The sequence below is a fragment of the Kamptonema formosum PCC 10802 genome (genome assembly GCF_000332335.1).
Classification (GTDB): domain Bacteria; phylum Cyanobacteriota; class Cyanobacteriia; order Cyanobacteriales; family Oscillatoriaceae; genus Oscillatoria.
In genome coordinates this window covers 4052899-4077905 of record NZ_KB235948.1, presented here as the reverse complement: position 1 = coordinate 4077905, position 25007 = coordinate 4052899, and the positions used below count along the sequence as shown (strand labels likewise).

Genomic DNA, 25007 nt, shown 5'->3' with positions numbered 1-25007 from the left:
TGGCGGTTCATAATTAAACCAAATTCCCCTGAGTGAGGGCAGTGGAAATTGTCCAGGCATCAACCACGAGCAGCAGCACGGTAAATCCCAGCAAAATTAAGTACATCCACGGTTGCGCCAGGGGGCGGACATCCGTCGTGTCAATGCCGGTTCTGGCTTCCACCAGCCGGACTAGCTTGGCAAACCCCACCACTCGCATCGGCAGCAGGTAGCCTTTGCCTGACGCGCTGAGAAAGTAGTAAACAAGCCCCCCTTGGCCGGTGCTGCGGGGTTTGAGGGCGCGCACTTCTGACCAGGGCAGTGACCACCCCCTGCGAAAGAAACGGGGAACCCATGCTGGATAGTTGACATGAATTCCTTCTCCGTCTATAATAACTCTTTCGCTCAGGGCACCATAGAGCGCCAACCCTCCTAGCGCCAAACCGGCCCACAGGAGTGCCGGCGGCACCGGCGCACCGGCGATCCCAGACAGGAAAGGCAAGGGAACGGTGAGCGCTACATACAGGCTGAGCAGGGTGAGCCGGATTAAGGGAGAAATGCGGAATGTTGCCGGCTCTTGCAGGTCATTGCTCATTGTTAATTGGCGATTGATAAATTTGCAGTCAGGACTCCTGACTTTTTCTTTATAAATCAGTCCCTGCTGCGCAGAATGTTATGGCAGATATTTTTGGACGACGAGCCAGCCGGTCCACGACACCCAGGCAAATCCGGCAAAAAGTGCCGCATTGGCGCTCAGGTGCACGGTGCGGGCCCAAGGGCGCTGGGGGCTAATTTGCAGGGCGCTCCAGGCGGAGAGGGAGACTAAACCCACGGCAGTCAAACCGGCAGCCAGGTGTTCTGAATGGCCCAGGGTGCCGTAGTGGCCCAGGGTGCCGGCAATGCCAATTGCCAGCAGCAGCAACACCATGCCCAGCATAGCGCCGCCGGCGATCAAATGGGCGTCAGCCAGCCTGCGGGACGCAGGGCGTCTGTGCTGGCGCGACTGAAATATGTAAAGGCCGGTTATGGCCAGCAGCAGGTAGGCCACCAGGGAGAGCCCCATCGCCCAAGCCGCTGTTTTCCACAACCAGAGGAAGGAAGGGAGATTCAACGCAGTTCACCCATCTGTTGAGAAGCCCCTGAATGATAGCTAAATGGGATTGCTGGCTTCAGCAACCCCCCATGATCTCAAATTTTGATTCTAATCCACAGAGGTTAAAGCAGCTGCCGCCAGAGGTCTCGGGGTGCGACTTTTAGAAGCTGCAGCGGTTTCCGGTTTAACATTGATGCGATCTTGTTTGAGATCGCCGGCAGGTTCAGCGGTGGCGTCGTTCCCCTCACTGATCCTCAGGCGCTGGCAGGGAATTTTATCCGACAGAATGGCGCTAGCCATCATACCTGTATGAATTTCCAGCAGGGCTTCTGGGAAAGCTTCAAACACCAGGCGCTGTCCGGGAAAGACAACCCGCTCAAAGTACCAATTGGGAATATTCGTGATCCGAGCAATCTGGATTTTGCTCGTGGCGTTGACGTAGCAGCAGAGGATTTGGCCAGAGTAGCCAGCAGGTATGGGATCGAGAATTTGAACCATGGGACTGAGGAGCTTAGCACCAAACGACTTCTATACAAAGGTTAACACTCTGCGATCCCCGCGTGTTGTAAACCTGACTACCAACTAACAGATATTCCCCATCTTTTTTTTAGGGAGAGAGCGCGCTTATATTCTATCTTTTGAGGTGTTGACATAAAGCGAACACTATGCTATGAGCTAGCGAGAGGCGCTGCCGCTGCCCCGCTGCCCTGCCCGCTCACCCCGCCGGGGAGCGCCCGCAGATCCCGCCAGACAGCCGCAGTGATATTGTAAAGTTATATGAAAAGACCTTTCAGAAATCCGTAACCCCTCAACTGGTATGGAAGATCGCATCCTCTACGTTCGCCTCCCGTGCAATCCCATCTTCCCGATCGGGGCTGTCTACCTGGCAGATCACGTCCACAAGCAGTTTCCAGGCGTAGAGCAGCGCATCTTTGACTTGGGGACAGTACCGCCGCTGGACTTCACCAGCGCTCTGGACGCTTGCGTAGACGAGTTCCAGCCCACACTGCTGGTATTTTCCTGGCGAGACATTCAAATCTATGCGCCGGTGGGAGGGCGAGGCGGAAATCCCCTGCAGAACGCCTTTGAGTTCTACTACGCTAAGAACCCGCTGGTCAAGCTGCGGGGCGCTCTGGGGGGGCTGCGCGTGACGACGGCGTACTACACCGAACTGTGGCGCAACCAGGGGTTAATCAAGCGGGGGCTGAAACGCGCGCAAAAATACGATCCCCGCGCCCGCGCAGTGGTGGGCGGCGGTGCGGTCAGCGTGTTCTACGAGCAGCTGGGGCGCAGCCTGCCGGCGGGGACAGTCATATCGGTTGGCGAAGGCGAGGCGCTGCTGGAAAAACTGCTGCGGGGTGAGGATTTCAGCGGCGAGCGCTGCTATGTGGCGGGAGAGACTTCGCCCCGCGAGCGGATGATACACGAGCGCCCCACCCCAATAGAGAAAACAGCCTGCAACTATGATTATATAGAAAGCATCTGGCCGGAATTTCAGTATTACCTGGAAGACAGGGACTTCTATATCGGCGTGCAAACCAAGCGCGGCTGTCCGCACAACTGCTGCTACTGTGTCTATACGGTGATTGAAGGAAAGCAGGTGCGGATCAACCCAGCGGATGAAGTCGTGGCGGAGATGCGCCAGCTCTACGATCGGGGTGCCCGCAACTTCTGGTTTACCGACGCGCAGTTTATCCCGGCTCGCAAGTTTATTGACGATGCGGTAGAGCTGCTGCAGAAAATCGTCGATGCCGGCATGGCGGATATTAAGTGGGCGGCGTACATCCGAGCGGACAACTTGACGCCCCAGCTGTGCGACTTGATGGTGAGAACCGGCATGAATTACTTTGAAATCGGGATCACCAGCGGCTCGCAGGAACTGGTTCGCAAGATGCGCATGGGCTACAACCTGCGCACGGTGCTGGAAAACTGCCGCGACTTGAAGGCTGCCGGTTTCAGCGACTTGGTTTCTGTGAATTACTCGTTTAATGTGATAGACGAAACCTATGACACCATCCGCCAGACGGTTGCTTACCACCGGGAGCTAGAGCGGATTTTTGGCGAGGATAAAGTCGAGCCGGCAATTTTCTTCATCGGCTTGCAGCCGCACACCCACTTGGAAGAGTATGCATTTAAGAAGGAGATTCTCAAGCCCGGTTACGACCCGATGAGCTTGATGCCTTGGACGGCAAGGAAGCTGCTGTGGAATCCAGAACCGCTCGGCTCGTTTTTCGGGGAGGTGTGCCTGGAAGCTTGGCGTCGCAATCCGGGCGATTTCGGGCGCGAAGTGATGAGGATTCTCGAAGAAAGGCTGGGGTGTGCTGATTTGGAAGAAGCCCTGAGTGCGCCGCTGGAAGTGAGGGAGAGGGAAAAAGTGCCGGTGGCAGCGGGCTAAACCTAAGGTGCGCGCCCCCCCGCGCGCGCACCCCACCCCCCAGCCCCAGCATTTCGCCCTCAGACCGGCAACAAAAGCAGGCCAACTTCTGCCATACTTTGATCGATAAAAGCCTCTCATTTGATGTAAATAAATGTTAAAAGGCTCTATTCTCCAGCAGCTGCAAGCCGCTCACCGCACCGGCAAAAGACCTATAAGATTTGGGGTGTACTACAAAAACACCTTGGTTTCCCTGTGCCACGCCCTGGAGGACTGCATCCTGACATCGAGCAGTTCGCCAATCGCGATCGCCGCCTTCCAGCAAGGCAAATGGTACTTGCAAGAAGCCGAGCGCTACGGCGAACTGGCACAGAAGGCTCGGCAAGTGGTGATTATGGCAGCGCCGGATACCAGCTGGCGAGAGCACCCCACCAGCCAGCTGCCGAATGTGGACTTAGTGAGTTTAGACGCTACAGATCCAGTGGCGCAAGAGTGGCACTTGATGATTTTGTCGCCAACCTACACGGCGATGGTACTCTGTCAAGAACTCGAACCGGCTTCTTACGGACCGGCAGGTCCCCCGCCAGACGATTTGGAGCGCAAATTCTACGGGCTGTGGACATTTGAGCCGGAACTCGTCAGAGAGACGGTAGAGTTAGCTATCGCCCATATCGGCAAATACAGCCCCGAACTCCAGCAAACCCTAACCGCTCAAGTCGAAGCCCTAACCGCTGAGGCGAGTGCCTCCCGGCGCGACGACTTGGGCGAAATCGTCTGCCGTGTGGTAGACTACCTGCAGGCGAACGAGCACGATTTAGAGCGGGGCGAACAGGAGACTCCTGAATCCTCCCACCCGCAAGCCCTGGAGCGCAACTTGGTTTCCAACGAAATTCAGGCGTATTTGCGCATGGCACAGCGGATGGATATGGCAGACGCCACCAACCCGATGGCGGCGGCAGAAGTAGTGGCGCTGGCAGAAATGATCGGACAGCTGCTGGATTTGCCGGCTTGGCAAATGAAGCGGCTGCGCCTTGCCGGCTTGCTGCACCGGCTCGAACCCTGGCACGGCGTACAGAGCGTTTTGGCCACCTCCTCCCACCACGCAGCAGAAGCCCCCAGCTGCCCCCTCGTGCCAGAAGTGCAGGTGCTGCGCCGCATGCCCCAACTGCGAGCCGTGGCACACATATTAACTCATCAAACGGAATGGTGGGACGGACGCGGACAGCCTGCCGGTCTTGCCGGTGAGGAAATTCCCCTAGAATCCAGAATATTGGGGCTAGCCGCAGACTTCCAGCAGCGAGCGGCTGGCTACCGCAGCGCCGGCACGCTCGAAAATCCGGCTGTTTGCGCCGCGCAAGCCCTCGCGGAGTGCCAGGCGGCTGCCGGCTCGCGCTGGGACCCCAAACTGGCAGACACCCTAGCCCTTTTGGTGATGGGGCTGCAGCAGGGGCTGAGCTTGCCGGTGACTTCACCCAAAGTCACAGGTGCCATGTGGCTGCTAGACTTCCCCACAGATAGCGAAACCAAAACGGGCAGCAGCAGCACTTACACCACATCCGGTTGAAAAGTTAGCCTTATCAACTGGGCTTTCAAGAGCGTATAGGCGGTTACAAAATTTATAGAACAATACTGGGAAGCAGCATGAACCTGGAAGAAATTCGCTCAGGAAAACTAAAGCAATTAGCCGGAGCAAATCTAGAAGACGAAGATTTGTCAGGTTTAACACTCAAGGGAGTTAATTTTGCCGGTGCCAGTCTCGTGGGGGCGAATTTCTGCCGGTCGAATCTGGAAAGAGCTCGTCTTGACGGAGCGAATTTGCTGAGCGCGCAGTTCGTAGAGGCGGACTTGCGGGCGAACTTGCTGGGAGCAAATTTGATGCAAGCGGACTTGACAGGGGCTGACTTGCGGGGGGCGAATTTGCGGGGGGCGAATTTGATGGCGGCGAGGCTGAACATGGCGTCATTCGCCGGCGCTTTTTTGAGCGGGGCGAACCTGATGAATGTCAACTTGCAGGGTGCCGATTTCCGGGGTGCGGACTTGCGGGGCGCTAACCTCACCGGCGCGAATCTCACCGGCGCTGACTTGACGCGAGCCGATTTGCAAGGGGCGCTCCTCAGTGAGGCGAATTTGGAAGAGGCGGACTTGCGGGGCGCAAATCTTGCCGGTGCGAATTTGACCGGTGCCAACCTGCTCTGCGCTGAGCTAGAAGGCGCGAATTTGGAGGGGGTGAATATTGCAGGTGCCTGTCTGGCGGGCACTTCTGTCCCTCAGCCGGTTTGAAGTTTCGCGCCGGTGTTGCATATTGAGGAAAGAACCCCACCCCCCTACCCCCTCCCCGCACGCGGCGAGGGGGAGAAAGAGGTTAACCTCGTTCCCAGGCTCCGCCTGGGAACCCAGCGCTGGAGGCTCTGCCTCCTTTCGACCAGATGCAACATAATTAGCCTAACATTTTATTTGCGTTCACCTGCGTCCATCTGCCGTTTAAAATTCCGAGAACCTCCCCACATAAAGAAGGCGAGAGCGCCGAGGAATAGCAAACCGGCAATACCGGCAAGCGGGTTGCGGTCAATGCCTGTCACCCATTCCGGAACTTTGCCAGAAGATCGCACAAGCTGCCCGACGTTGATGATATAATAGCCCCAGACGAGGCCGGCATGGAGTCCCGCCGGCAGTCCGAGGCGTCCGCAGCAGGAGCGTTTTGCCCAAACCAGTGCCAAACCCAGCACCAGCAAACTGGGAAATATTGGCAGAGTGCGGAGCATGACTGCTGCCGGTTTGATAAAATGCAGGAGGGCAAATATCGTGGCGTCCGCCCAGAGTGACGCGGTGGGAGTGCAATCCCGCTGCAACTCGTCTAGCAGCCAGCCGCGAAATAGCAACTCTTCGGCAAAACCGACGCCGAGAGAGACGATTAAGCCTTCGAGGATGATTTTGGGGAGAGAAATATCTGGGGTTTTCCAGACAAGCCAGCCCAGCATTCCTTGCAGGGCAAATATGGCGAGAAGGCTGAAAAAGCCGGTTGCTAAACCCTGGAGGAGTTCTCGGGCATTCTGACCTGTGGGTTGCAAGCCATAGCTGCGCAGCAGGTGAGGCTGCCGGTAAACCTGACGTCCCCACCACCGCACGAGGAAGATAAATTCCCCGTATAAAATCACCATAGTCAGGATACTAACCAGGTTGCTATCGCTGACGAGGGCGTAAAGTGGAGCGGCAAAAGGCACCCAGAGGCAGAGCAATGCCAGGACAAAGATTGCCAGTCGTGCCGGTGCTGGGTAGCCTGCTATTTGGATGGGGTTGAGTTTCAATTCGGTATATCAAATTTTGGATTGCAATTGGCCGGCAGCAGGCGATCTGGTTGGGCTAAAGCCCAACTACAAACTTTGGGCTAAAGCCCAACTACAAACTTTGGGCTAAAGCCCAACTACAAACTTTGGGCTAAAGCCCAACTACAAACTTCCCAGGCGGTGGCTGGGAACGAGAGAGCATCAGGCGTTATGATTACTCATCAGGCTCGATCGTGCTGGTGAGTCCGTGGTTTTTCAACGTTTCGCAGTAAAATTCGGCGTGCTCAAGAGCGCAGGTAATCACTAAGGCCATCCCGTTGGTGTGGGCTTCCATCATAATGCTGACAGCTTGAGGCTGAGTCAGCCCCGGCACGGTTTTCATCAGAGTCTTCACCACGTACTCCATAGAGTTGAAGTCGTCGTTGTGGAGCAAGACGCGATAGCGCGGTGCGAGTTTGCGAACTGTTGAACGCTTCTCAACGGTTTCGACTGACACTGCTTTTATCCCCTCTATTCAGTTATTTACAATTGTTTCCCTTATATTGATAAGATTCTCCTATAACGTCCCATTCGTCAACTCCCCCTGTTTTTCGGATAACCGTACATTTGCGGTGAGGGGGAGGGGGTGAGGGAGCGGGGCGGCTCCGCACCGGCAGCTGGGGGACACACCCTTTTGCTGGGAGCGCCAGCGCTCAGAAAGCCGGTTTCTGGAAGAGTGAGGGGCTAGAAACCCGGTTTCTTCAAGAAACCGGGTTTGTGAATCCCTACACATAGCACAAGAAAACATAAATGTCAAGTAGGGGGATGCGCAAATTGCCGGCTCCCGGGTGGCGCGGTGGGGTGAGGGCGGGGGGATGGGACAGGCGTTCTGGCCGGTCCTACGTCGGGATGCTCCCATCTGTATCAGATGTGCTGCTTTGTTGAAACCCCTGCCTTGCGGGTTCCCCTGCGGGAAGCCCTATGCCGCGCGGCATTCCCCTACAGTGCCGCGCGACTATGTTTGTGTAGCCTTCCCCGCAGATCCCCCGACCCGTTCTCTAATAAGCTTGGGCCCAGAGACGCGATCGCACGCTTACATCTCTATCCCTTCCAGGCGGAGCCTGGGAACGCCTTCTTGGAGCCTCTGCCTCCTTTGGGCAGATAGGAAGATTACAAGCCTAAACGCTTACTAAGTTGAGAGAGATATAGCGCGTCAATAACCTTCGTATAAATTTTAGACCCCCGGTTTCTTAAAGAAACTGGGGTTATCGTCCCCCAGCGGTTGCGCAAATCTAGCAATATTCACTTAAGTTCAGACACGCTCGTCGGAATGATCGCCTATCCTACGATATCTCGACGTTGGGCAGGCGTTCCCTCCGTGCCCTAACCAATATGACTGCTGCTATAATTTAGGACTGCTATAGTATTTTAACCGCACGACGAAACCTTCTTGAATTCGGGGGGGGAAATCCCAAATCCCTAATCCCTAATAGATATCAATTGCCCTATTCAAATTCAGGAGGCCACAATTGAGAGACCGGCAGCTCCCACCCGGGCAATAACTCCGGAATCGTCAAAATGTCATTATTGCTCAGCACCACCGGCTCCCCCGCAGGGCGACAGACAGTCACCGTTTCCCTGTCCGGGTCAATTAGTATCCCCACTTGGGTTCCCAGTTCTAGAAACGATTGAATTTTCTCTCGCAGCGCCTCGTGCCTGTCCGTATTGGATTTTATTTCTGCGATTAAATCTGGAACCAATTCCGCAAAAGTCCGGGGGCTGCGCTTCAGACGTTCTGCCCTGACAAACGAGACATCAGAAGTGCGTAAGTCAGCCGTTTCGTTGGGCAAAAGAAATCCCGCCGCCGCCCCTGTGACTCGCCCCAATTTCCGGGGCATTATCCAGATATTGAGAAACGCAATTAATCGAGCGCCCACTTCGCTAGCTCTCACATCATCAAGCCCCATAACCATAATTTTACCGCCCACCAGTTCCAATTGGTAATCGAGTCCCTCCTCTTGGAGCTTGCTTTGTAGCCTCTCTAGGTCTTTTACCGTTAAATTCATAAAAAACTCTCTCTCGAAGCAAAAGGTAACCGCTCCCGACACTATTCTAGACGAATTTGGTGTTGGAAGCAGGCTTCACCCCTGACCGGCATGACAGACACCCCCCACTATAAACCCCAGCAATACTTTCCCAGCCCCTCGCCCTTACCACACCCGCTGAATCGGATAGGCATCCAAGGCGGAATTCGCACTCAGGATCGGTATGCGCTCAACCATCGCCTGGGAAACCAGGAGCCGGTCGAACGGATCTCGATGGTGGAAAGGCAGAGTTGCCACAGCATCAATATGGCGTTTTTGGATCTCCAGCTGCCTGAAATCGTTCATCCTCAGTTGCAGCAACACAAACACTTCAAAAGACATCGTTAAATTCAGCTTGCCCTGACTGTGCTTAATCGCCATTTCCCAGACACTCGCCGCACTGAGCAGAATTTGGTTGTGCTCATTGTCAATATGCTCCCGCGCGCTCTCACTGACGTGCGGGCTGTCGCTGATGTACCAAAGAAAAGTATGAGTGTCCAGCAGCAGTCTCATTACAGATAGTCCTCAAAATCTTCTATAGGTTTGTCAAAGTCGCCAGACAATGTTATCATATTTTTAGCGCTCCCTGGCTGGCGGGGGCGCTTGACTAGGGGCACCGGCAGCAGTTTGACAACCGGCCTGTCATCTTTTGTAATCACAATTTCTTCGCCTCCGATTGCCAGGGCCAGTAATGAACTCAACTGCGGGGTCGCTTCAGCGATATCTATGTGTTGCATAGCTCGTTTATCTGCCAGTTTATTTTATGATGATACCATTAAGAGAGCAGGGGTGACAGAAGTCGGGGGCAGTCGCTTATCTTGCGGCGCACACCGCCACATAAGACAACTTGCAAGGGCGGAAGACCCGCCGGTAGGGCTTTAGCCCTACTACAAACCTTTTCAAGTCAGAACTCTGGCCAGAAAGACTGACCCAAACAAGTCTGGAATCAGGGCTGACTCCAGGAAGGCGGAGGCGGGAATTTATCGGTTTTCAAATTAAGCAAACAGTGCTTTTCCGTGTAGCTGCCGGTGCTCTCCATGCAAAAAAGCAGGCTCGGCAATCATCGCCGCTGGAGTATAGCAGTATTCACTTAGATTAGGACATTAATGGCATGGCGCATGGCGTATGGCGTATGGCGCATGAGGAAGACTCTCAGATACATGCTCAATACGATAATACGATGATGCGATGATGCTCAATACGATAATGCGATGATGCGATGATACGATGATGCGATAATGCGATGATGCGATGATGCGATGATGCGATGATGCCAGTGCCCAACTCCCGCCGCAATGCCCAGGTCCTAAACTCACTGTTTATTGCTATATCTTGCGGTGCCGGCACCCGATTCCCCCCAACCCGCCTCATGGAACCGCAGCGGGGGGATTTCCCTAACCCCCTGTCAGGGGAACGCGCTGGCCGCAACAGCCGGCCCCTACAATGAGAAAAAGCCCAAAATCTTTACATTGCGCTCATGAAGGCAGCACCGACTAGCCGGCCCACATTTCAACACAGCCAGATTATTGCCCTGGAACACCAGCACAGCGTCCTGTACGCAGAAGTCATAGATATTGTCAGAGTGCGCCAAATGTGCTGGGGGCGTCCGCTGGCGCTTGCAGTGTGGCCCGCCGGCACCAGTCCCGATGCCGGTTCGCTCTCCCCAGAACCCCCGGTCCTGTACGACTTGCGCCAAGGGGCGGATATACTCTTGCCTGTGAGCTTATTTCGCCCCGCTCTCGATACAGAAATTATTCCCCTGCTCGCTCAGCTGCAAGCAGAAACAAAAAACCAGCCGGCGGACGCCCCAATTATTGCCCACCGGCAGCTGAGAAATTTTATCCAGCAAGTCTGCACCGCCCACCCAAATGATTTTAGATTTTAGATTTTAGATTTTAGATTCTCCCTCGTTAAAAATCCAAAAAAGCTCAGGCGTACCGAATGCCGGCATCCTTCATCCGCTGAATTCCTTCGCGCATCCGCTCGTCGGGCACAGTCAGAGCAATGCGGAAAAAGCCCTCACCGCCTGCGCCGTAGCCATTGCCTGGGGGAACAATTATACCGCATTTGTCTAGCAGGAGGGTGACAAATTCAGTGGAAGTATAGCCCTTGGGCACCGGCACCCACACGTAGAGAGTTGCCTTAGGCGGCTGAATTTTCCAGCCCAGAGATTGCAATCCTTCAACAGTAATGTCCCGGCGTTTTTGGTAAACGGACATCAGCCCTTGCAGGTCTTCCGGGGAGGTATTAAAGGCAGCAAGCGCAGCTTGCTGAATTGCTTTAAATGCCCCGGAATCCACATTCGTTTTGACTTGTCCGAGTCCCTTAATCCCGATGGCATTGCCGGCGACAAAACCGATCCGCCAGCCGGTCATATTGTAGGACTTAGACAGGCTGTGAAACTCAATCGCCACATCCTTTGCCCCCGGAACCTGGAGTGCGCTTGGCGGCTTGTAACCGTCATAGGCCATTTCCGAGTAAGCGTTATCGTGGCAGAGCATTATATCATATTTGCGGCAAAATGCAACCATTTTCTCGAAATCTTCCAGAGTGGCTACAGCGCCGGTGGGGTTGTTGGGATAGTTGACCCACAGCAACTTGGCTTTTGTGGCCACTTGTTCGGGAATGGCGTCCAGATCCGGCAAAAACCCGTTTTCAGGGAGCAGGGGCACAGTGTGGGGTTCGCCGCCGGCAAAAATCGTCGAAGTGCGGTAGACGGGATAGCCTGGGTCAGGAATCACGGTCAGGTCCCCCGGGTCTACAAAAGCCAGGAAAGTATTGTGGATGGCTTCTTTTGAGCCAATGGAAGAAACAATTTCTGTATTGGGGTTCAAACCCGTTACGCCAAACCGGCGCTCCATCCACGCCGCAGCAGCTTCGCGGAAGGCTTGCGTTCCCTGGTAGGGGGGGTAGTTGTGGGTGGAGGGATCGTCAATCGCCTCATGCATTGCCTGCAGAATGCTAGCGGGAGTGGGCCTGTCTGGGTCCCCCACGCCCATGTGAATGATGTCAATCCCTTTGGCGGCGAGTTCGTTGCCTTTGCGGTTAAGTTCAGCGAACAGGTATGGGGGAATTTTGTCTAAGCGTTGGGCCAACTGCATGGGGGCTGAAGCGCGAGAAGCGGGATAATTGTAAAAACCATTACACAGTTTACCGCTAATTGGGCTCTCTCACCCGCGAGCCGGTGTGAAGAATTCCCGCTCGTCTCCGGGTCGATTTTATCGAAGTCGTGACGCACCCGACGACGACGAGCAGCAGCACTGATGGCAGATGCAAAAGCACCCTGGCATGAGTGAGCGACTGAGGCCGTAGAGAAAGCACCCGCACCCTGGTAGCGGGTTGGCCAATAATTCCAGCGGAATCCGATCGAGTCTGGTGGCACCGTGATTGCGTGACGGAGGCCCGAAGACTGGCGCACCCTGGCCAGAATTGCCCATGCCAAATGCCTGAGGCCCAGTGTGTCAGCAGCTAGCGGCTCCACAGGAGCAGCGTGCCCGAACGCTCGCCTTCCCCAATGCCCGAGGCCCAACGCCTCGGAGCGCAAACGTTACAAAACCGGCGCAATTCAAGAGAAGATATCAAGCGGATCTCCTGGGGGACAGATGTCCCAAAACTGCCTCACAGCGCAGCAGCTCCCGAGCACTAGCGACTGGGCACTAATTCAATCCGACCGGCATCCATCTCGGCCATCAGCAATTCCAGGGCCTCGTAATCAACGTCAGAAATGTACCCGAGTCTGGTCAGCTCGTAATTGATTTCATTTTCGATATCGGGCGTCAATTGCTTGATATAAAGGGCTTTTTCCACAAGTTGACGAATCATGGCAGTGTCTTTGATGGTATGTAAGCATCTTTTCATACAATCACCATTCTCCATTAGATATCCCAACAAAAAAGTGATGCAGGACTCTAATGAATAATGATCTAAATCACAGGACGGCTGTGCCTGCCAGCAGACCAGAGACTTGATGTCAATCTGGAGCTGAAAATTATCTGAGGCTCTGGCGCACGCACCCTCTCCCTGACTGGCTGGCGCAAGGCCGGCAGGGGCTGTCCCGCCGGCAGCGCCGGCACCACAAGCCCACCGGCGGGACTCTGTTTGAATTCTGCCGGTGGGCTGTATGTTTTGATACTTTTCTTTAGAAAATCTTAATGAAAACTTTAATATAACCCAGGCTCAGACAAAGATTCAGCAAAGCTAAGGCCGGAGGGGTGGTCGTCCCCACATTCTGGGGCTATCGTCAATACATCTGAGGTAGTTTTCGTTCTCCCACCCGTCAAGAGGAGCAAATTATGCACAGCCTTCTCGCCCGTCCTAAACTGACTGTCCTGCAGCCCAAAGGCCACATCAACGCCTCAAACGCACAGGAACTGCAAGCCGGGCTGCTGCGAGCGGTGGCGTCCGAGGACAGTGCGGTATTGCTGGTTGACATGGAGCAAGTGGAGTCCCTCGACAGTGCGGGGCTGATTGCGCTGGTATCAGCCTTGAGTTTAGCACAGCGTTTAAACAGACGCTTAAGCCTTTGCTGCGTTTCACCCTCAATCCGGATTATCTTTGAACTCACCGGGCTCGACAGAGTGTTTGAGATTTTTGACAGCAGGGCCGCCGTGGCGCAGGAGCTTGACACCGCTTTGGGGTAGCGCCCCATGACGGCACACGCCCAGAGGGCCCAGCTGTGGGCTGGCCCAAAGGGAGCGGAAATTTGCACGTTGCCTTTCTGTTGGGGGAAGCCGCAGCCCTTTTTCGCTCAAGTCGCCAGAAAATTCAAAGTTTTCAGCACAAGCCCGGTGTTGGGCCCACCGGCTGGCCGTTAAACACTCGCCAGCTACTTTGGACAGCGCTCCAGGCGGGGTTCAAGAAGTGACAGGACATCTAGTATATTAAAAGAATAGGTGAAACCAGTAGGGGCAATCCCCCCGCCGGTGCTAGATTAGGGGCAATCCCCCCGTGTGTGCCCCTAGAAGTCAGAAGTGGGTATTAGCTGTGGCAGTCGCACTAGAGCAATTACTAACACCAGATATACTACAGCCCGCTCGTTACCTGGGGAATGAGCTTGGAGCCGCACACAAACCCTGGAAAGAGGCGGCTGTGCGTTGGGTGCTGACGTACCCAGAAGTCTATGAAGTGGGCGCATCTAATCTGGGCCACATCATCCTCTACAGCATCTTGAACGCTCAGCCCCGGCAATTGTGCGATCGCGCCTACTTGCCGGCACCCGACCTGGGCGAGAAGCTTCGCGCCACCCAGACGCCACTATTTGCCGTGGAATCCCGCCGCCCCCTCACGGACTTCGACATTCTCGGCTTCAGTCTCAGCTACGAACTGGGTGCTACTAATATCCTGGAAATGCTTTCCCTGGCCGGCATTCCCCTGACGTGGGAAGAGCGGGCGGCGGGAAAATGGCCGCTCATTTTCGCCGGCGGCCAAACAGCCACCTCCAACCCCGAACCCTATGCCGACTTCTTCGACTTTTTCGCCCTCGGAGATGGCGAAGAGCTGCTGCCAGAAATTGGCCTGGTGCTCGAAGAAGGGCTGGCAGCAGGACTGGGCAGAGAAGAATTGCTGCTCGACCTGGCGCAAGTGCCGGGCGTATACGCGCCCCAGTTCTATGACGCCGCAGCGGACGGCAGCGTCCGCCCCAATCGCCCTGACGTGCCGGTGCGAATTTTGCGGCGAGTGGCGGCACCGCTGCCGGCCTACTCCATCGGGCTGGTCCCCTACGTGGAAACCGTACACGACCGGCTGACAGTGGAAATACGGCGCGGCTGCACCAGGGGCTGCCGGTTCTGCCAGCCCGGCATGCTCACCCGACCGGCTAGGGATGTAGAGCCGGAAAAAGTGGTGGACGCCATTGAGCGGGGGATGCTCGCTACCGGGCACAATGAATTTTCCCTGCTGTCGCTCAGCTGTTCCGACTATCTGGCGCTGCCCTCCGTGGGCGTGGAAATCAAAAATCGTCTCAAAGACCAGAATATTTCTCTGTCCCTGCCCAGCCAGCGCGTGGACAGGTTTGACGACAACATTGCCAACATTATCGGCGGCACGCGGCAGGGGACTCTGACGTTCGCCCCAGAAGCGGGCACCCAGCGGATGCGGGATATCGTCAATAAAGGGCTGACGAATGAAGAACTGCTTCGCGGGGTAAAAACGGCATTCGATCGGGGCTGGGATAAAGTAAAGCTGTACTTTATGATTGGCTTGCCCGGAGAGACGGACTCTGACGCGCTCGGCATTGCTGAAACCGTCCGCTGGCTGCAAGGAGAGTGCCGCGCCCCGGGAAGAAAGCGCCTGAATTTTAATATAACTATCTCTAACTTCACGCCGAAACCTCACACGCCCTTCCAGTGGCATTCGGTTTCCACCGCTGAGTTTGAGCGCAAGCAAGCTATGCTGCGGGCGGAATTTCGCCGGCTCAAGGGGGTGAGGGCCAACTTCACGGATGTGCGGATCTCGGCGATGGAAGATTTCATCGGGCGGGGCGACCGGCGGCTGGGGGCTGTGGTGCGCCGGGCGTGGGAACTCGGTGCCGGTATGGACTCCTGGTTTGAAAGTGTTGGGAAGGCTTTTGCCGCTTGGGAGGAGGCGATCTCCTCTGCCGGCTTGAGTTGGAAATACCGGCAAGTGGAAAGCGGTGAGTGGAATGTTATGGATGGAGCTGCAGGGGACATCCTTGACAGGCCCCTGCCTTGGGATCATATCAATACCGGCATTGACAGGGAGTGGCTGAAAGCGGATCTGGCTAGGGCGCTGGAAGCAGCGACAGTTCCGGACTGCTCCTTTGATGGCTGCTCTCACTGCGGGGTGTGCACCCCGGACTTTGGCCACAATACGGTCGTTGAGCCGCCCCCGATTCCGGAATTTGCCGGCCAGTTTAAACCCAATCAACACCGGGCAGTGCGAATGCGGGTGAAGTTTGGTAAACTGGGTAACATGGCTCTAATCGGCCATTTGGATTTAGCTCGCCTGTTTGACCGCGCCGTGCGGCGGGCCAGCTTGCCGGTCGCTTTCACCGGCGGGTTCCACGCCAGCCCTCGGATTTCAATTGCCAGCGCCCTGTCCCTAGGGGCTACCAGCAGCGGCGAAATTGCCGACTTCGAGCTGGCGCAACCCATGGAGGCTGAAACCTTTCGGGACAAGTTGGCAGGCGTCCTGCCGGCTGAAATCCCCCTCTACAGCGTCGAGGAGGTTGACCTGAAAGCTCCCTCCGCTAGCCAGCTGTTGGAAACGGCAGAATATTATATCACAGTTGCAGCAGCCGGTGCCGGTGAGGCGTCTTGGGAAGACTGGGTGCGGGCAATCACAGGCAGTGAGGCCATTTTGTCAGAGCTGGCGTCTAAATCTGGCCAGACAAAACTCGTGAATCTGCGCGAGCGCTTGTTTGAGTTAGAAGTAGTAGAGTGCCGAGAAGATCGAAGCTCTCAATCCGAGCTGCCAGTTCCTTCTTCAGTGTTAAGTGAGCAGTCCCACTCAGCACTTCCGCGTGCGGTTCTGCGCTACACTGGCAGTTGCCGCAATGACGGCACCCTGCTGCGACCAGAACATCTGGTCTGCATGCTCGAACAAGTGACCGGACAGGAGTTTCAGCTGCTGCACGCCCACCGCAACCAGCTATTTCTGAGTGGCGAGAGTGCGGCGAGCCGCCGGTGAGGGGCGGGCAATTGCTGCAGGCAATGATGTTAGCAGGGGGAGCTACCGGTGCCTACCCCTGCGGGCTAATAATTGCTAAAATAAACCTCACGGGCTAGGCAACCCCCGCAGTGCGACCGGCAGCCAAAAAACAGGAAAAGGCGTCTCTCACCCCCGCGCTCTGCGGAATCGTAACGAGAGCGCCGGCAGCTCTCTAGTGCCTCACGCGCAGCGGCAAGAAAGCGGGAAGGCACACAGCCTGTAGGGGGAGCGGTGAGAAACTTGAAGAGGGAGGTAAAATTTAATCCTGGATTTCTTGCGCAATCCTACAAAACGTGATACAATACAGACGGAGCTGAGAAATTGAAAAAGGCCCCGGTCAGCTCCGAACAGGGAAATCGCGACTTCAATTACCGCTTGATTTTTCTGCCAACCTCCCTTGACTTCCGACACGGTTGCCTGGGGTGCGAAAAATCAGGTCTAAAACGGCGAGAGCGATGCTCGGTAGGCGCACTACCAGTTCAAAAGTTCAAAATGACTTTAAAGCATCAGGCTGAATTGACGGGAACCACGCCCTGTGGATGTCACCGAAAAATTCACTAGCAAGACCTGCATGCAGCAGCCGGCAAATGTCCACACCCGCTTGGGTGGCTCTAAAGTTTTCCACTGTCCGCAGCTGCGGATTTACGCTTAGCGGGACTGGAACAGTGCTTTTGGGATGTTCCTGAAAGCTTTGCGGGATATCGCCTCTATCACTTTTACTGGTGAAGCGTGCTATCGTTGCACTGTCCGGGAATACCTCGAATAATGTCGCGTAAATGTATCAGGTCATTTTAGATACAGTAGCAAGCTCCCCGGGGTGAGAAAAAAGCAGTTCTCAGCGCCCGCGAGCAGAAGATAGGGATGTTGGCAGTTACAGCTGGTTAGGCTTTATCCCTAACGAACAAGAAAATTTGCATGGCTGTTTTGGCCTTCATCCCGAAAAGGATTGAGGAACTGGGCAGGAACGGTTTCCTGATTGAACCAAAATTGTCAAGAAGAGAGCGTATAATCTAAGGAGAGAGGGGAGAAATTTCATCCAACAATAACCGGTGAAACCCGGACATCATTTAACGGTTCGCAGTCATGCCAGAGTACAGGGCCATAAAAACCCGACCGAACGTCAAAAATAAGCAAGCTCCGCTGCTGGCCAAATACGCCGGTGCAGCTTGCAGGTCTTGGAATGGGGGGCTGCCAATGGGTAACGAGGCACTTGAAAATAAGGTTAAGCGCCCAACAGCCACTGACCATTTGAATGTAAGTGGCACGCTCAAGAATCAGCGGTTGGCTAGTGCAATAGCCGAAGCGCGAATTCTACGAATTCAACCGGCAATTACTGTAGAAATCGGAAGGGTATGGCTCAGAATCAGTCATAGCTGACCGTTTTTTCCCGACTGCAGTCACTGCCAGCACCGACAAAAAGCCGCTCTCACGTTCGCACCTTTAAATGCGTCGGGTGTGGGAGTGAGGAGGAGAGGGATTGTAACGCATCTGTAAATCTGGAGTGTTGTCCAGCCGCTGGGTAGGGGCGGTGCCAGTCACGCAGACGCAAGAGCGAAAACCTACCATCAGCTGCGGTTGATGGGACGAGGGTGTTGCGGGAAGCAAGCCGCAACGAAAGGGCAGCAGTGTCCGGCGCTGTCCAGAGTTTTGTAGAGCGGCTCGGAAATTCCCACCCTTGAAAGAGTTTTGCTCTACAGTTCGCTGCCTGGAGCGAAATTCACAACCTGCCGTCCGTTCACGCTGCAGCAGTTGCAGGCTAGAGTTGCCGGGAGTGCCGGCTATCGTGGCTAGCCTTGCATTGGATGCTGGAAACAACTGGCAGCCGAATTACTTCAAGACTTTCCGCACATTTGTTGGCCCGTGACAGAGGGGACCATCAGTCACCAGAGGTGGCGCGAACTATAGGTCAGCAGTCACTCCGCGTACTGCGGATTGTTAACTCAGTCCTCTGTCACTGTATTAAGCCATTTTAGGGTCCTTAGAGGTGTTGGCGCTCCCGATCGAATGTGTGGGAGTCTGGGTTCGAGCACGAGCTTACTATTTCAGCTAGAGTCAGGGGCTTTCCGCAGCGCGGCAGCCTCTAGCAGAGCTAAGTTTTGAGGGAATTGAATGCCAAAGCAAATTATTATCGCAGAGCAGCACCGGATCGCTGCCGTTTTTTCAGAAGATCAAATTCAAGAACTCGTGGTCGCCACGGGGCAGCACCAGGTAGGTGACATATATCTGGGGATTGTTGAGAACGTATTGCCGGGAATAGATGCTGCTTTCGTCAATATCGGCGACAGCGAACGCAATGGGTTTATTCACGTCACTGACCTGGGCCCGCTGCGGCTGAAGCGCTCCGCCGGCTCGATTACGGAACTGCTGGTGCCGCAGCAGAAAGTCCTGGTGCAAGTGATGAAGGAGCCCACAGGAAGCAAAGGGCCGCGGCTGACCGGCAACATCACCCTCCCCGGTCGCTATTTGGTGCTGATGCCCTTTGGGCGGGGCGTCAACCTGTCGCGCCGCATCCGCAGCGAAAGCGAGCGCAACCGCCTGAGAGCTCTGGCTATCCTGATCAAGCCCGCCGGCATGGGGCTGCTGGTGCGCACTGAGGCGGAAGGGATGGCGGAAGAAGCGATTCTGGAAGATTTGGAGTTCTTGCAGCGGCAGTGGGAGAGTATCCAGCAGGAAGGTAACTCGACGCGACCGCCGGCGCTGCTGAATCGGGACGACGATTTTATTCAGCGCGTCCTGCGGGACATGTACAGTACGGACGTGAACCGGATTGTGGTGGACTCCCCCACTGGCATCAAGCGGGTGAAGCAGCACTTGCTCTCCTGGAGTGGGGGGAAGGCACCGCAAGGGGTGCTGATAGACCACCACCGCGAGCGCACCTCGATTTTGGAATACTTCCGCGTCAACGCGGCGATTCGCGAAGCCCTCAAACCGAGAGTTGACCTGCCCTCCGGCGGCTATATCATTATTGAGCCGACGGAAGCGCTGACGGTGATAGATGTCAACTCGGGCTCTTTCACCCGCTCTAGCACGGCGAGGGAAACGGTCCTGTGGACGAACTGCGAGGCGGCTACTGAAATCGCCCGCCAGCTTCGCCTGCGCAATATTGCCGGGGTGATCATTGTTGACTTTATCGATATGGACTCGCGGCGAGACCAGCTACAGGTGCTCGAACACTTTAACAAAGCGCTGAAATCGGACAAAGCTCGACCTCAGATCGCCCAGCTGTCCGAGCTTGGTTTGGTGGAGCTGACCCGCAAGCGCCAAGGTCAAAATATTTACGAACTTTTCGGTCGGGGCTGCCCTACCTGTGGGGGGCTAGGGCACCTGGTGCACCTCCCCGGGGAAGCGGACACTCAGCCCGGAGAGCCGGTGGAGCGCCTGGTACCTGTTGCCCTCAGGGAGCCCCGCATGCCAGAGCTGGCGGAAGTGGTGAGTGATGGGCTGGATATGGACGAATCGAGCCCGCTGACTCAACTGGACCTGCTCAACCATCCCAGCTATCAGGAGCGCGGCGGGGCAGACAGCCGCCGGCGGCGGCGGCGGCGCATTGACTTGACTGAAACCCCCGCCGCTGCTGAGGAGGAAGGTGCGGGCGTCTCGCCTCTACCGGCGGCTCGCATCACTCCCGCCGCGCCGGTGAAGACGCCTAAACCGGAAGCGATCCCCGAAACTGAACCCGCTGTGCCCGATGCGATGCCGGCACCCCTGCGGGCGGAAAGAGTTGAAAGGACTCGTGCCTTCACTCGCGAGACGGCTCTGGCTGCCCCAGAACCCCCAGAGGTGGTTACGGTGGAAATGACCCCTGAAGAGCAGGAAGTCTACGCACTGATGGGGATTTCTCCGCTGGTGCTGGTGAATCGCGAGGTGAAAAATCCCAAATCTGCGGTTATTTCGGTGGTGACGCCCGGTCAGTCTCCGAATCCAGATGTGGGGATCGAGCCTCTGGCTGTAGAGCCGGCACAGGAACGCCGCACCGCTGCGGGCTCCCGAAGCGCATCCCTCTCCTCTCGCTACGAGCAACCGGAAATCGACCGCTCCGAGCGGGCTCTGCTGGAGCTGCCTGAACCCGAGCCGGCTGAACCCGCCGCCGCTGACGAGTCTCCCTCGCCTGCCACCGCTGCTGAGCCCGCCTCAGAACTGAGTGACTCGGAGTCCAGTGCGGGTGTGACTCGCCGCCGCCGCCGCCGGTCTTCTGCTGCGGATTCGTAGTTAATTTACAATTAAAAACTGCAGCCTGAGCAGATGGGCGCAGAGATTACTCATATCTGCGCTATCTGCTTTTATGCTTGTACTTCTGCCGGGGCATTTTAATATCAAGTTGAGATAAAGCGGTTAGAATTGAAAAGTGAAAATTTTTGTTTGAAGAAACCGCCAAGACGCCAAGAGCGTCAAGGAAAGGAAAGAGAGAGAATTTTCCTAATTATTTAGATAGGCTATATATATAGCAGCAGCCACTTAGGTTCGTACATTTCGGCCTCTTTTGCACCCCCGCACTCCGGCTCCTATTGTCCTAACCCATATTACTACTGGGATATAGACGTAGGGCAGGCGTCCCGCCCCCCCCTGAAGGTCTAATGTTTTAACCTAAGTGCATACTGCTATAGGATTTTTTTTACCCGACGAAAATGCCTTGAGGTCGCGGGGAAATCTAAAATCCAAAATGTAAAATCCAAAATCGGTCTAAAATCTCTGTATGAATTTGCCGCCTCAATTCCCTAAACAGCTCAGTCTCTGGGTTCCTCCGGCACCGCCCGACCGGCAGGGGTTGGTTGCCGGTGTGGATGAGGTGGGGCGGGGCTGCTTGTTTGGGCCGGTGGTGGCTGCTGCTGTTATCCTGCCGCCGGTTGCTGAGGCTGAGCTGGCGGCTGCTGGGGTGAGGGACAGCAAGCAGCTGACCGGCACTCAGCGCCGCCGGCTGGCCGGGCTGATTCGGGAGGTGGCGCTCGACTGCCAAATCGGTGTGGCGTCTGTGCGCGAGATTGACCGGCTCAATATTTTGCAGGCGTCGCTGCTGGCGATGAAACGGGCGGTGCTGAAGCTAAGTGTTCAGCCGGAACTGTGTTTAATTGACGGCAACCAGCGGATTCCTGACTTGCCGGTGCCGCAAGAGACAGTGGTGCGGGGGGACAGCCTGTCGGTTGCGATTGCTTCCGCTAGTATTGTTGCTAAGGTGTGGCGCGACGATCTGATTGTTCGGCTAGCTGCGAAATATCCTGAATATGACTTGACAAATAACAAAGGATATGCTACGCAAAAGCACCGGCTAGCGCTGCAAAAGTACGGGCGCTCACCCCAGCACCGGCTGTCTTTCAGTCCGTGTCGCGAGAGCGGCCAATAATATCAGGTTGGGTATGGGGTATGGGGCATGGGGCATTGGGCGTTGGGCTGACTCAGGCAGAGATAGGATGGCGATTGAGCGAACTTGACAAGGTTTGGATATTTTAATCTGCTTATGTATAAAGGAGGCAGATACTCCGGAGACGCGCTTCCAGGGTTAACCTGGGAGCGCGATATTTTATATTAAGAGCGAAAATTAAATGCGCAACAACAGCTTGTCACACGATTTGTCCCTTCGGGGAGAGTACCGGCTGGCTGGATTGGGCCTCCCTTTCTTCGGACGCCCACCGGCAGTAGTCTTGCAGCAGATGGTGCATCAATCTCTGCTTAACCGTGAGCAGCACGCTCTTGAGCAGGGTGTTGCCGGTGGCTTCCATAATCGGTTGCGGCGTCAGCCAGAAGGGGGGCGGCAGTTCTACCCTCACCTCTAAATCGGCTTTGCCTTTGAGATAGGTAAGGCCGGCAATCTGCTGGGGATACAGCTTCCCGATCAGCTTGAGCGCAAAGCGCTGGTTGATGTACTCGACACCCCGAATCTCACATCTGACTGACTTTAAGTTAATTGTCCCGTCCGCTTCTGCCCACACTTTCATGTCTACTGTGGGTTGAATGCTCAGCATCATAAAGCTCAGCGGGCGCATTTTCAGGCGAAACACATCAGCCCTCAGCTGCTCCATCCGACTGGGGTCAACGAGAGCGTACACCAGGCGCTTGGGCTGGCGCAGATAGTGCTGAATGGGCACAGGTTGCTCGGGGACGGCAATTTCAACGGATTGTGAGGCAACAAACCGGGTGTCCATGCTGGGCGGCTTAAATGTTAAAGATTATTTACTTATGTTAAAGTATATTGCGGCAGGTGAAGGGATGCTTCAAGCTCTTCAGGCCGGCAGTGGCTGCTAAAAGGCTAGAATCTTACTCTGCAGGTACTTCGAGCCTATTGTAGGCTTTCCGTATGTTACTTGATATCTGATAAAAGTAATAAAAATAGTTGAGACGCAGACTTTACTGGACGGAACGCCATGACCCTATCTGTCGCCCATTTGGGCCCCACCGGCACTAACGCGGAGGCCGCTGCCCTCGCTTATGTCAAGCTGCTGACTCGGGAAACTGGGCAGGAATGCTTGTTATGTCCTTATGTGAGTATTGGGCAGACGCTGCGAGCTGTGGCGGATGGTGAGGTGCTCTTGGCGGTGGTGCCGGTGGAAAATTCTATTGAAGGCAGTGTGCCGGTGACGCTGGACACGCTGTGGCAGCTCGACCGGCTGCAAATTCAGCGGGCTGTTGTGCTGCCGATCTCCCACGCTTTGCTGTCTGTAGCTGGCGCGCTGCAGGAGATTCAAACGGTTTATTCGCACCCGCAAGCGCTGGCGCAGTGTCAGGGGTGGCTGGAAAAATTTCTCCCGCAGGTGCAGCTGATTCCGGCAAATTCGACGACGGAGGCGCTGCTGCATCTGGAGGAGGACAAAACTGCCGGCGCGATCTCCTCGCTGCGGGCGGCCCAACTCTACAAGCTGCCGGTGCTCGCTCATCCGATTAATGATTACCCGGACAATTTCACCCGCTTCTGGGTGCTGAGCTTGCAGCCTTCTTCCGGTGGGACTCACACATCACTCGGTTTTAGCGTCCCCGCCAACGTTCCTGGTGCTTTGGTTAAGCCTTTGCAAGTGTTCGCTCAGCGGAATATTAACATGAGCCGCATCGAATCTCGGCCCACCAAGCGCTCCCTCGGCGACTATGTTTTCTTTATTGACATCGAAGCTGACGCTCGGGATGCCTCGGTGCAATCCGCCCTCCAGGAATTAGCCCCCCACACCGAAACCCTGAAAATCTTTGGCAGCTACACGACGGCATACGCTGACTCAGATCCCGCCAATCCTGACTGTCTGATTTTGTAAATTTTTGTTGCGTTTTGAGGGGGTGGGGGAAAGGGATTGACGGGGCGTACCGGCTCGTGGTAGTCTGCTCTTATCACAAGTTAATACTGGAGTGGGGGCCGCCATAAAATTTCGGCACGGATTCCCATTATAAGAAGAGTCTATCACGGGTTGGTGGAAAAAGATAGTACCCCCTACCACTATGGCACCGGCATCTATGGGCAAATCAGAAAAAATGCTAAAGCGGAGTCAGCCGTGATAGGAGGTGCCGGTCAATCTCAATGTCAAGTTTGGTTGCGGTTTCACCGGCACGGGGGTTGATAGTTGACAGGGGCACCGGCTCGTGGTAGTCTGCTCTTATCACAAGTTAATACTGGAGTGGGGGCCGCCATAAAATTTTTGCACGGATTCCCATTATAAGAAGAGTATACCACGGCAGGGTGGAAAAAGATAGTACCCCCCATCACTTTTGCGGCGGTGGCATAGAAAAAGATTGTAAAGAATTTCTCAAGAGATCGGGAGCTATTGCAGGGGACAGTTGCTGCCGGTCAGTGTCAAGTTTTGTAACAGGTTGACCGGCATGGGGGAAAGAGTTGACAGGGTGTGCCGGCTCGTGGTAGTCTGCTCTTATCACAAGTTCATACTGGAGTGGGGGCTGCTATAAAATTTCAGCACGGATTCCCATTATAAGAAAGAGTCTACCACGGCAGGGTGGAAAAAGATAGTACCCCCCCACTAGCAAAGCGCCGGCATCGGTAAAAAATTAGAAAAAATCTTCAAGCGGGTTGAGCCGTGGGGCGAAGATGCCGGTTAATGTCAAATTTGCGGTTTGACGGGGAAGAGAGTTGATGGGGTGTGCCGGCTCGTGGTACTCTGCTGTTATGACAAGTTAATAATGGAGTGGGGGCGGCCCGAAAATTTCAGCACGGATTCCCATTATAAGAAAGAGTCTACCACGGCAGGGTGGAAAAAGATAGTACCCCCCCACTACGCAAAGCGCCGGCATCGGTAAAAAATTAGAAAAAATCTTCAAGCGGGTTGAGCCGTGGGGCGAAGATGCCGGTTAATGTCAAATTTGCGGTTTGACGGGGAAGAGAGTTGATGGGGTGTGCCGGCTCGTGGTACTCTGCTGTTATGACAAGTTAATAATGGAGTGGGGGCGGCCCGAAAATTTCAGCACGGATTCCCATTATAAGAAAGAGTCTACCACGGCAGGGTGGAAAAAGATAGTACCCCCCACTAGCAAAGCGCCGGCATCGGTGAAAAATTAGAAAAAATCTTACAAGCGGGTTGAGCCGTGGGGCGAAGATGCCGGTTAATGTCAAATTTGCGGTT

23 protein-coding genes and 1 pseudogene are annotated in these 25007 nt (G+C 55.3%); 12 read left to right on the top strand and 12 right to left on the bottom strand.

What is annotated here, in order from left to right; all coding sequences use genetic code 11:
- Positions 1 to 13 precede the first annotated feature (13 nt).
- From OSC10802_RS0117590 to OSC10802_RS0117580, 3 genes are all read right to left on the bottom strand, one after another.
- Positions 14 to 574 carry a hypothetical protein gene (locus OSC10802_RS0117590; protein ID WP_017718083.1) on the bottom strand — a complete coding sequence of 187 codons (561 nt, stop codon included), beginning with the start codon at positions 572 to 574 and terminating at the stop codon, positions 14 to 16.
- Positions 575 to 652: 78 nt separating this feature from the next.
- Entirely contained in the window at positions 653 to 1090 is a 438-nt protein-coding gene (locus tag OSC10802_RS0117585) for a DUF4079 domain-containing protein (RefSeq protein WP_071593318.1), read from the bottom strand.
- A 90-nt stretch (positions 1091 to 1180) separates the two neighbouring features.
- On the bottom strand, positions 1181 to 1570 hold the full coding sequence (locus tag OSC10802_RS0117580; RefSeq protein ID WP_017718081.1) for a DUF1830 domain-containing protein: 390 nt from the start codon (positions 1568 to 1570) through the stop codon (positions 1181 to 1183).
- Positions 1571 to 1889: 319 nt separating this feature from the next.
- Here OSC10802_RS0117580 and OSC10802_RS0117575 point away from each other — a divergent pair, with 319 nt between their 5' ends.
- The 3 genes from OSC10802_RS0117575 (at position 1890) to OSC10802_RS0117565 (ending at position 5726) form a co-directional block, all read left to right on the top strand.
- Positions 1890 to 3467 carry a photosystem II high light acclimation radical SAM protein gene (locus OSC10802_RS0117575; protein WP_017718080.1) on the top strand — a complete coding sequence of 526 codons (1578 nt, stop codon included), beginning with the start codon at positions 1890 to 1892 and terminating at the stop codon, positions 3465 to 3467.
- 133 nt (positions 3468 to 3600) lie between these two features.
- Entirely contained in the window at positions 3601 to 5010 is a 1410-nt protein-coding gene (locus tag OSC10802_RS0117570; protein WP_017718079.1) for a DICT sensory domain-containing protein, read from the top strand.
- A 77-nt stretch (positions 5011 to 5087) separates the two neighbouring features.
- Entirely contained in the window at positions 5088 to 5726 is a 639-nt protein-coding gene (locus OSC10802_RS0117565) for a pentapeptide repeat-containing protein (RefSeq protein ID WP_017718078.1), read from the top strand.
- A 170-nt stretch (positions 5727 to 5896) separates the two neighbouring features.
- Here the strand turns inward: OSC10802_RS0117565 and OSC10802_RS0117560 are convergent, their stop codons facing one another.
- The 5 genes from OSC10802_RS0117560 to OSC10802_RS0117540 all read right to left on the bottom strand — a co-directional run bounded on the left by OSC10802_RS0117560 (position 5897) and on the right by OSC10802_RS0117540 (position 9530).
- A complete protein-coding gene (locus tag OSC10802_RS0117560; protein WP_017718077.1) occupies positions 5897 to 6751 on the bottom strand; it encodes a CPBP family intramembrane glutamic endopeptidase in 855 nt (284 codons plus the stop codon).
- A gap of 193 nt (positions 6752 to 6944) precedes the next feature.
- Positions 6945 to 7226: an ATP-dependent Clp protease adapter ClpS gene (gene clpS, locus OSC10802_RS0117555; protein ID WP_017718076.1), complete on the bottom strand. Its 282-nt coding sequence runs from the start codon at positions 7224 to 7226 to the stop codon at positions 6945 to 6947.
- A gap of 988 nt (positions 7227 to 8214) precedes the next feature.
- A complete protein-coding gene (locus OSC10802_RS0117550; protein WP_017718075.1) occupies positions 8215 to 8775 on the bottom strand; it encodes a Uma2 family endonuclease in 561 nt (186 codons plus the stop codon).
- A gap of 144 nt (positions 8776 to 8919) precedes the next feature.
- Positions 8920 to 9306 (bottom strand): type II toxin-antitoxin system VapC family toxin, encoded by a 387-nt coding sequence (locus tag OSC10802_RS0117545; RefSeq protein WP_017718074.1) that lies wholly within the window; start codon positions 9304 to 9306, stop codon positions 8920 to 8922.
- Positions 9306 to 9530, bottom strand: a complete 225-nt coding sequence (locus OSC10802_RS0117540; protein ID WP_017718073.1) for a type II toxin-antitoxin system Phd/YefM family antitoxin — start codon at positions 9528 to 9530, stop codon at positions 9306 to 9308. Before OSC10802_RS0117540 ends, OSC10802_RS0117545 begins: the two co-directional genes overlap by 1 nt.
- Before the next feature lie 740 nt (positions 9531 to 10270).
- Here OSC10802_RS0117540 and OSC10802_RS0117535 point away from each other — a divergent pair.
- Positions 10271 to 10678, top strand: coding sequence for a hypothetical protein (locus OSC10802_RS0117535; RefSeq protein WP_017718072.1), 408 nt, complete (start codon positions 10271 to 10273; stop codon positions 10676 to 10678).
- Positions 10679 to 10721: 43 nt separating this feature from the next.
- Here the strand turns inward: OSC10802_RS0117535 and OSC10802_RS0117530 are convergent, their stop codons facing one another.
- Together OSC10802_RS0117530 and OSC10802_RS0117520 are read right to left on the bottom strand one after the other, a co-directional pair.
- Positions 10722 to 11894, bottom strand: coding sequence for an LL-diaminopimelate aminotransferase (locus tag OSC10802_RS0117530; protein WP_017718071.1), 1173 nt, complete (start codon positions 11892 to 11894; stop codon positions 10722 to 10724).
- Between the two features lie 541 nt (positions 11895 to 12435).
- Positions 12436 to 12651 (bottom strand): hypothetical protein, encoded by a 216-nt coding sequence (locus OSC10802_RS0117520; RefSeq protein WP_082218308.1) that lies wholly within the window; start codon positions 12649 to 12651, stop codon positions 12436 to 12438.
- 434 nt (positions 12652 to 13085) lie between these two features.
- On the opposite strand from OSC10802_RS0117520, the gene OSC10802_RS0117515 reads away from it, so the two are divergent.
- The 7 genes and pseudogenes from OSC10802_RS0117515 (at position 13086) to OSC10802_RS0117485 (ending at position 21799) form a co-directional block, all read left to right on the top strand.
- Entirely contained in the window at positions 13086 to 13433 is a 348-nt protein-coding gene (locus OSC10802_RS0117515; RefSeq protein WP_017718069.1) for an STAS domain-containing protein, read from the top strand.
- Positions 13434 to 13776: 343 nt separating this feature from the next.
- Positions 13777 to 16440, top strand: a complete 2664-nt coding sequence (locus OSC10802_RS0117505) for a TIGR03960 family B12-binding radical SAM protein (protein ID WP_017718067.1) — start codon at positions 13777 to 13779, stop codon at positions 16438 to 16440.
- Between the two features lie 387 nt (positions 16441 to 16827).
- Positions 16828 to 17237: pseudogene (locus OSC10802_RS46370) on the top strand (zinc ribbon domain-containing protein); the annotation flags it as partial.
- 307 nt (positions 17238 to 17544) lie between these two features.
- Positions 17545 to 17838: a hypothetical protein gene (locus OSC10802_RS0117495; protein WP_017718066.1), complete on the top strand. Its 294-nt coding sequence runs from the start codon at positions 17545 to 17547 to the stop codon at positions 17836 to 17838.
- Positions 17835 to 17984 (top strand): zinc ribbon domain-containing protein, encoded by a 150-nt coding sequence (locus OSC10802_RS56985; RefSeq protein ID WP_445727653.1) that lies wholly within the window; start codon positions 17835 to 17837, stop codon positions 17982 to 17984. Before OSC10802_RS0117495 ends, OSC10802_RS56985 begins: the two co-directional genes overlap by 4 nt.
- Positions 17985 to 18570: 586 nt before the next feature.
- A complete protein-coding gene (rne, locus tag OSC10802_RS0117490) occupies positions 18571 to 20670 on the top strand; it encodes a ribonuclease E (RefSeq protein WP_017718065.1) in 2100 nt (699 codons plus the stop codon).
- A gap of 484 nt (positions 20671 to 21154) precedes the next feature.
- Positions 21155 to 21799 carry a ribonuclease HII gene (locus OSC10802_RS0117485; protein ID WP_017718064.1) on the top strand — a complete coding sequence of 215 codons (645 nt, stop codon included), beginning with the start codon at positions 21155 to 21157 and terminating at the stop codon, positions 21797 to 21799.
- Positions 21800 to 22016: 217 nt separating this feature from the next.
- Here the strand turns inward: OSC10802_RS0117485 and OSC10802_RS0117480 are convergent, their stop codons facing one another.
- Positions 22017 to 22598 carry a DUF1997 domain-containing protein gene (locus OSC10802_RS0117480; protein WP_017718063.1) on the bottom strand — a complete coding sequence of 194 codons (582 nt, stop codon included), beginning with the start codon at positions 22596 to 22598 and terminating at the stop codon, positions 22017 to 22019.
- Between the two features lie 219 nt (positions 22599 to 22817).
- Between OSC10802_RS0117480 and pheA the strand changes: the two genes are divergently transcribed.
- Positions 22818 to 23693 (top strand): prephenate dehydratase, encoded by an 876-nt coding sequence (pheA, locus tag OSC10802_RS0117470; protein WP_017718061.1) that lies wholly within the window; start codon positions 22818 to 22820, stop codon positions 23691 to 23693.
- A 217-nt stretch (positions 23694 to 23910) separates the two neighbouring features.
- Here pheA and OSC10802_RS55695 read toward each other — a convergent pair whose 3' ends face one another.
- On the bottom strand, positions 23911 to 24036 hold the full coding sequence (locus tag OSC10802_RS55695; protein WP_255349149.1) for a hypothetical protein: 126 nt from the start codon (positions 24034 to 24036) through the stop codon (positions 23911 to 23913).
- Positions 24037 to 25007: the final 971 nt, after the last annotated feature.

Excerpts from the sequence above, each read along its gene's own strand:
- OSC10802_RS0117495 (WP_017718066.1), top strand. The coding sequence starts at position 17,545 with ATGCCAGAGTACAGGGCCATAAAAACCCGACCGAACGTCAAAAATAAG.
- OSC10802_RS0117590 (WP_017718083.1), bottom strand. The coding sequence starts at position 574 with ATGAGCAATGACCTGCAAGAGCCGGCAACATTCCGCATTTCTCCCTTA.
- OSC10802_RS0117565 (WP_017718078.1), top strand. The coding sequence starts at position 5,088 with ATGAACCTGGAAGAAATTCGCTCAGGAAAACTAAAGCAATTAGCCGGA.
- OSC10802_RS0117530 (WP_017718071.1), bottom strand. The coding sequence starts at position 11,894 with ATGCAGTTGGCCCAACGCTTAGACAAAATTCCCCCATACCTGTTCGCT.
- OSC10802_RS0117575 (WP_017718080.1), top strand. The coding sequence starts at position 1,890 with ATGGAAGATCGCATCCTCTACGTTCGCCTCCCGTGCAATCCCATCTTC.
- OSC10802_RS0117485 (WP_017718064.1), top strand. The coding sequence starts at position 21,155 with ATGAATTTGCCGCCTCAATTCCCTAAACAGCTCAGTCTCTGGGTTCCT.
- rne (WP_017718065.1), top strand. The coding sequence starts at position 18,571 with ATGCCAAAGCAAATTATTATCGCAGAGCAGCACCGGATCGCTGCCGTT.
- OSC10802_RS0117520 (WP_082218308.1), bottom strand. The coding sequence starts at position 12,651 with ATGAAAAGATGCTTACATACCATCAAAGACACTGCCATGATTCGTCAA.
- OSC10802_RS0117570 (WP_017718079.1), top strand. The coding sequence starts at position 3,601 with ATGTTAAAAGGCTCTATTCTCCAGCAGCTGCAAGCCGCTCACCGCACC.
- OSC10802_RS0117535 (WP_017718072.1), top strand. The coding sequence starts at position 10,271 with ATGAAGGCAGCACCGACTAGCCGGCCCACATTTCAACACAGCCAGATT.
- OSC10802_RS0117550 (WP_017718075.1), bottom strand. The coding sequence starts at position 8,775 with ATGAATTTAACGGTAAAAGACCTAGAGAGGCTACAAAGCAAGCTCCAA.
- pheA (WP_017718061.1), top strand. The coding sequence starts at position 22,818 with ATGACCCTATCTGTCGCCCATTTGGGCCCCACCGGCACTAACGCGGAG.
- OSC10802_RS0117480 (WP_017718063.1), bottom strand. The coding sequence starts at position 22,598 with ATGGACACCCGGTTTGTTGCCTCACAATCCGTTGAAATTGCCGTCCCC.
- OSC10802_RS0117580 (WP_017718081.1), bottom strand. The coding sequence starts at position 1,570 with ATGGTTCAAATTCTCGATCCCATACCTGCTGGCTACTCTGGCCAAATC.
- OSC10802_RS0117540 (WP_017718073.1), bottom strand. The coding sequence starts at position 9,530 with ATGCAACACATAGATATCGCTGAAGCGACCCCGCAGTTGAGTTCATTA.
- OSC10802_RS0117515 (WP_017718069.1), top strand. The coding sequence starts at position 13,086 with ATGCACAGCCTTCTCGCCCGTCCTAAACTGACTGTCCTGCAGCCCAAA.
- OSC10802_RS0117545 (WP_017718074.1), bottom strand. The coding sequence starts at position 9,306 with ATGAGACTGCTGCTGGACACTCATACTTTTCTTTGGTACATCAGCGAC.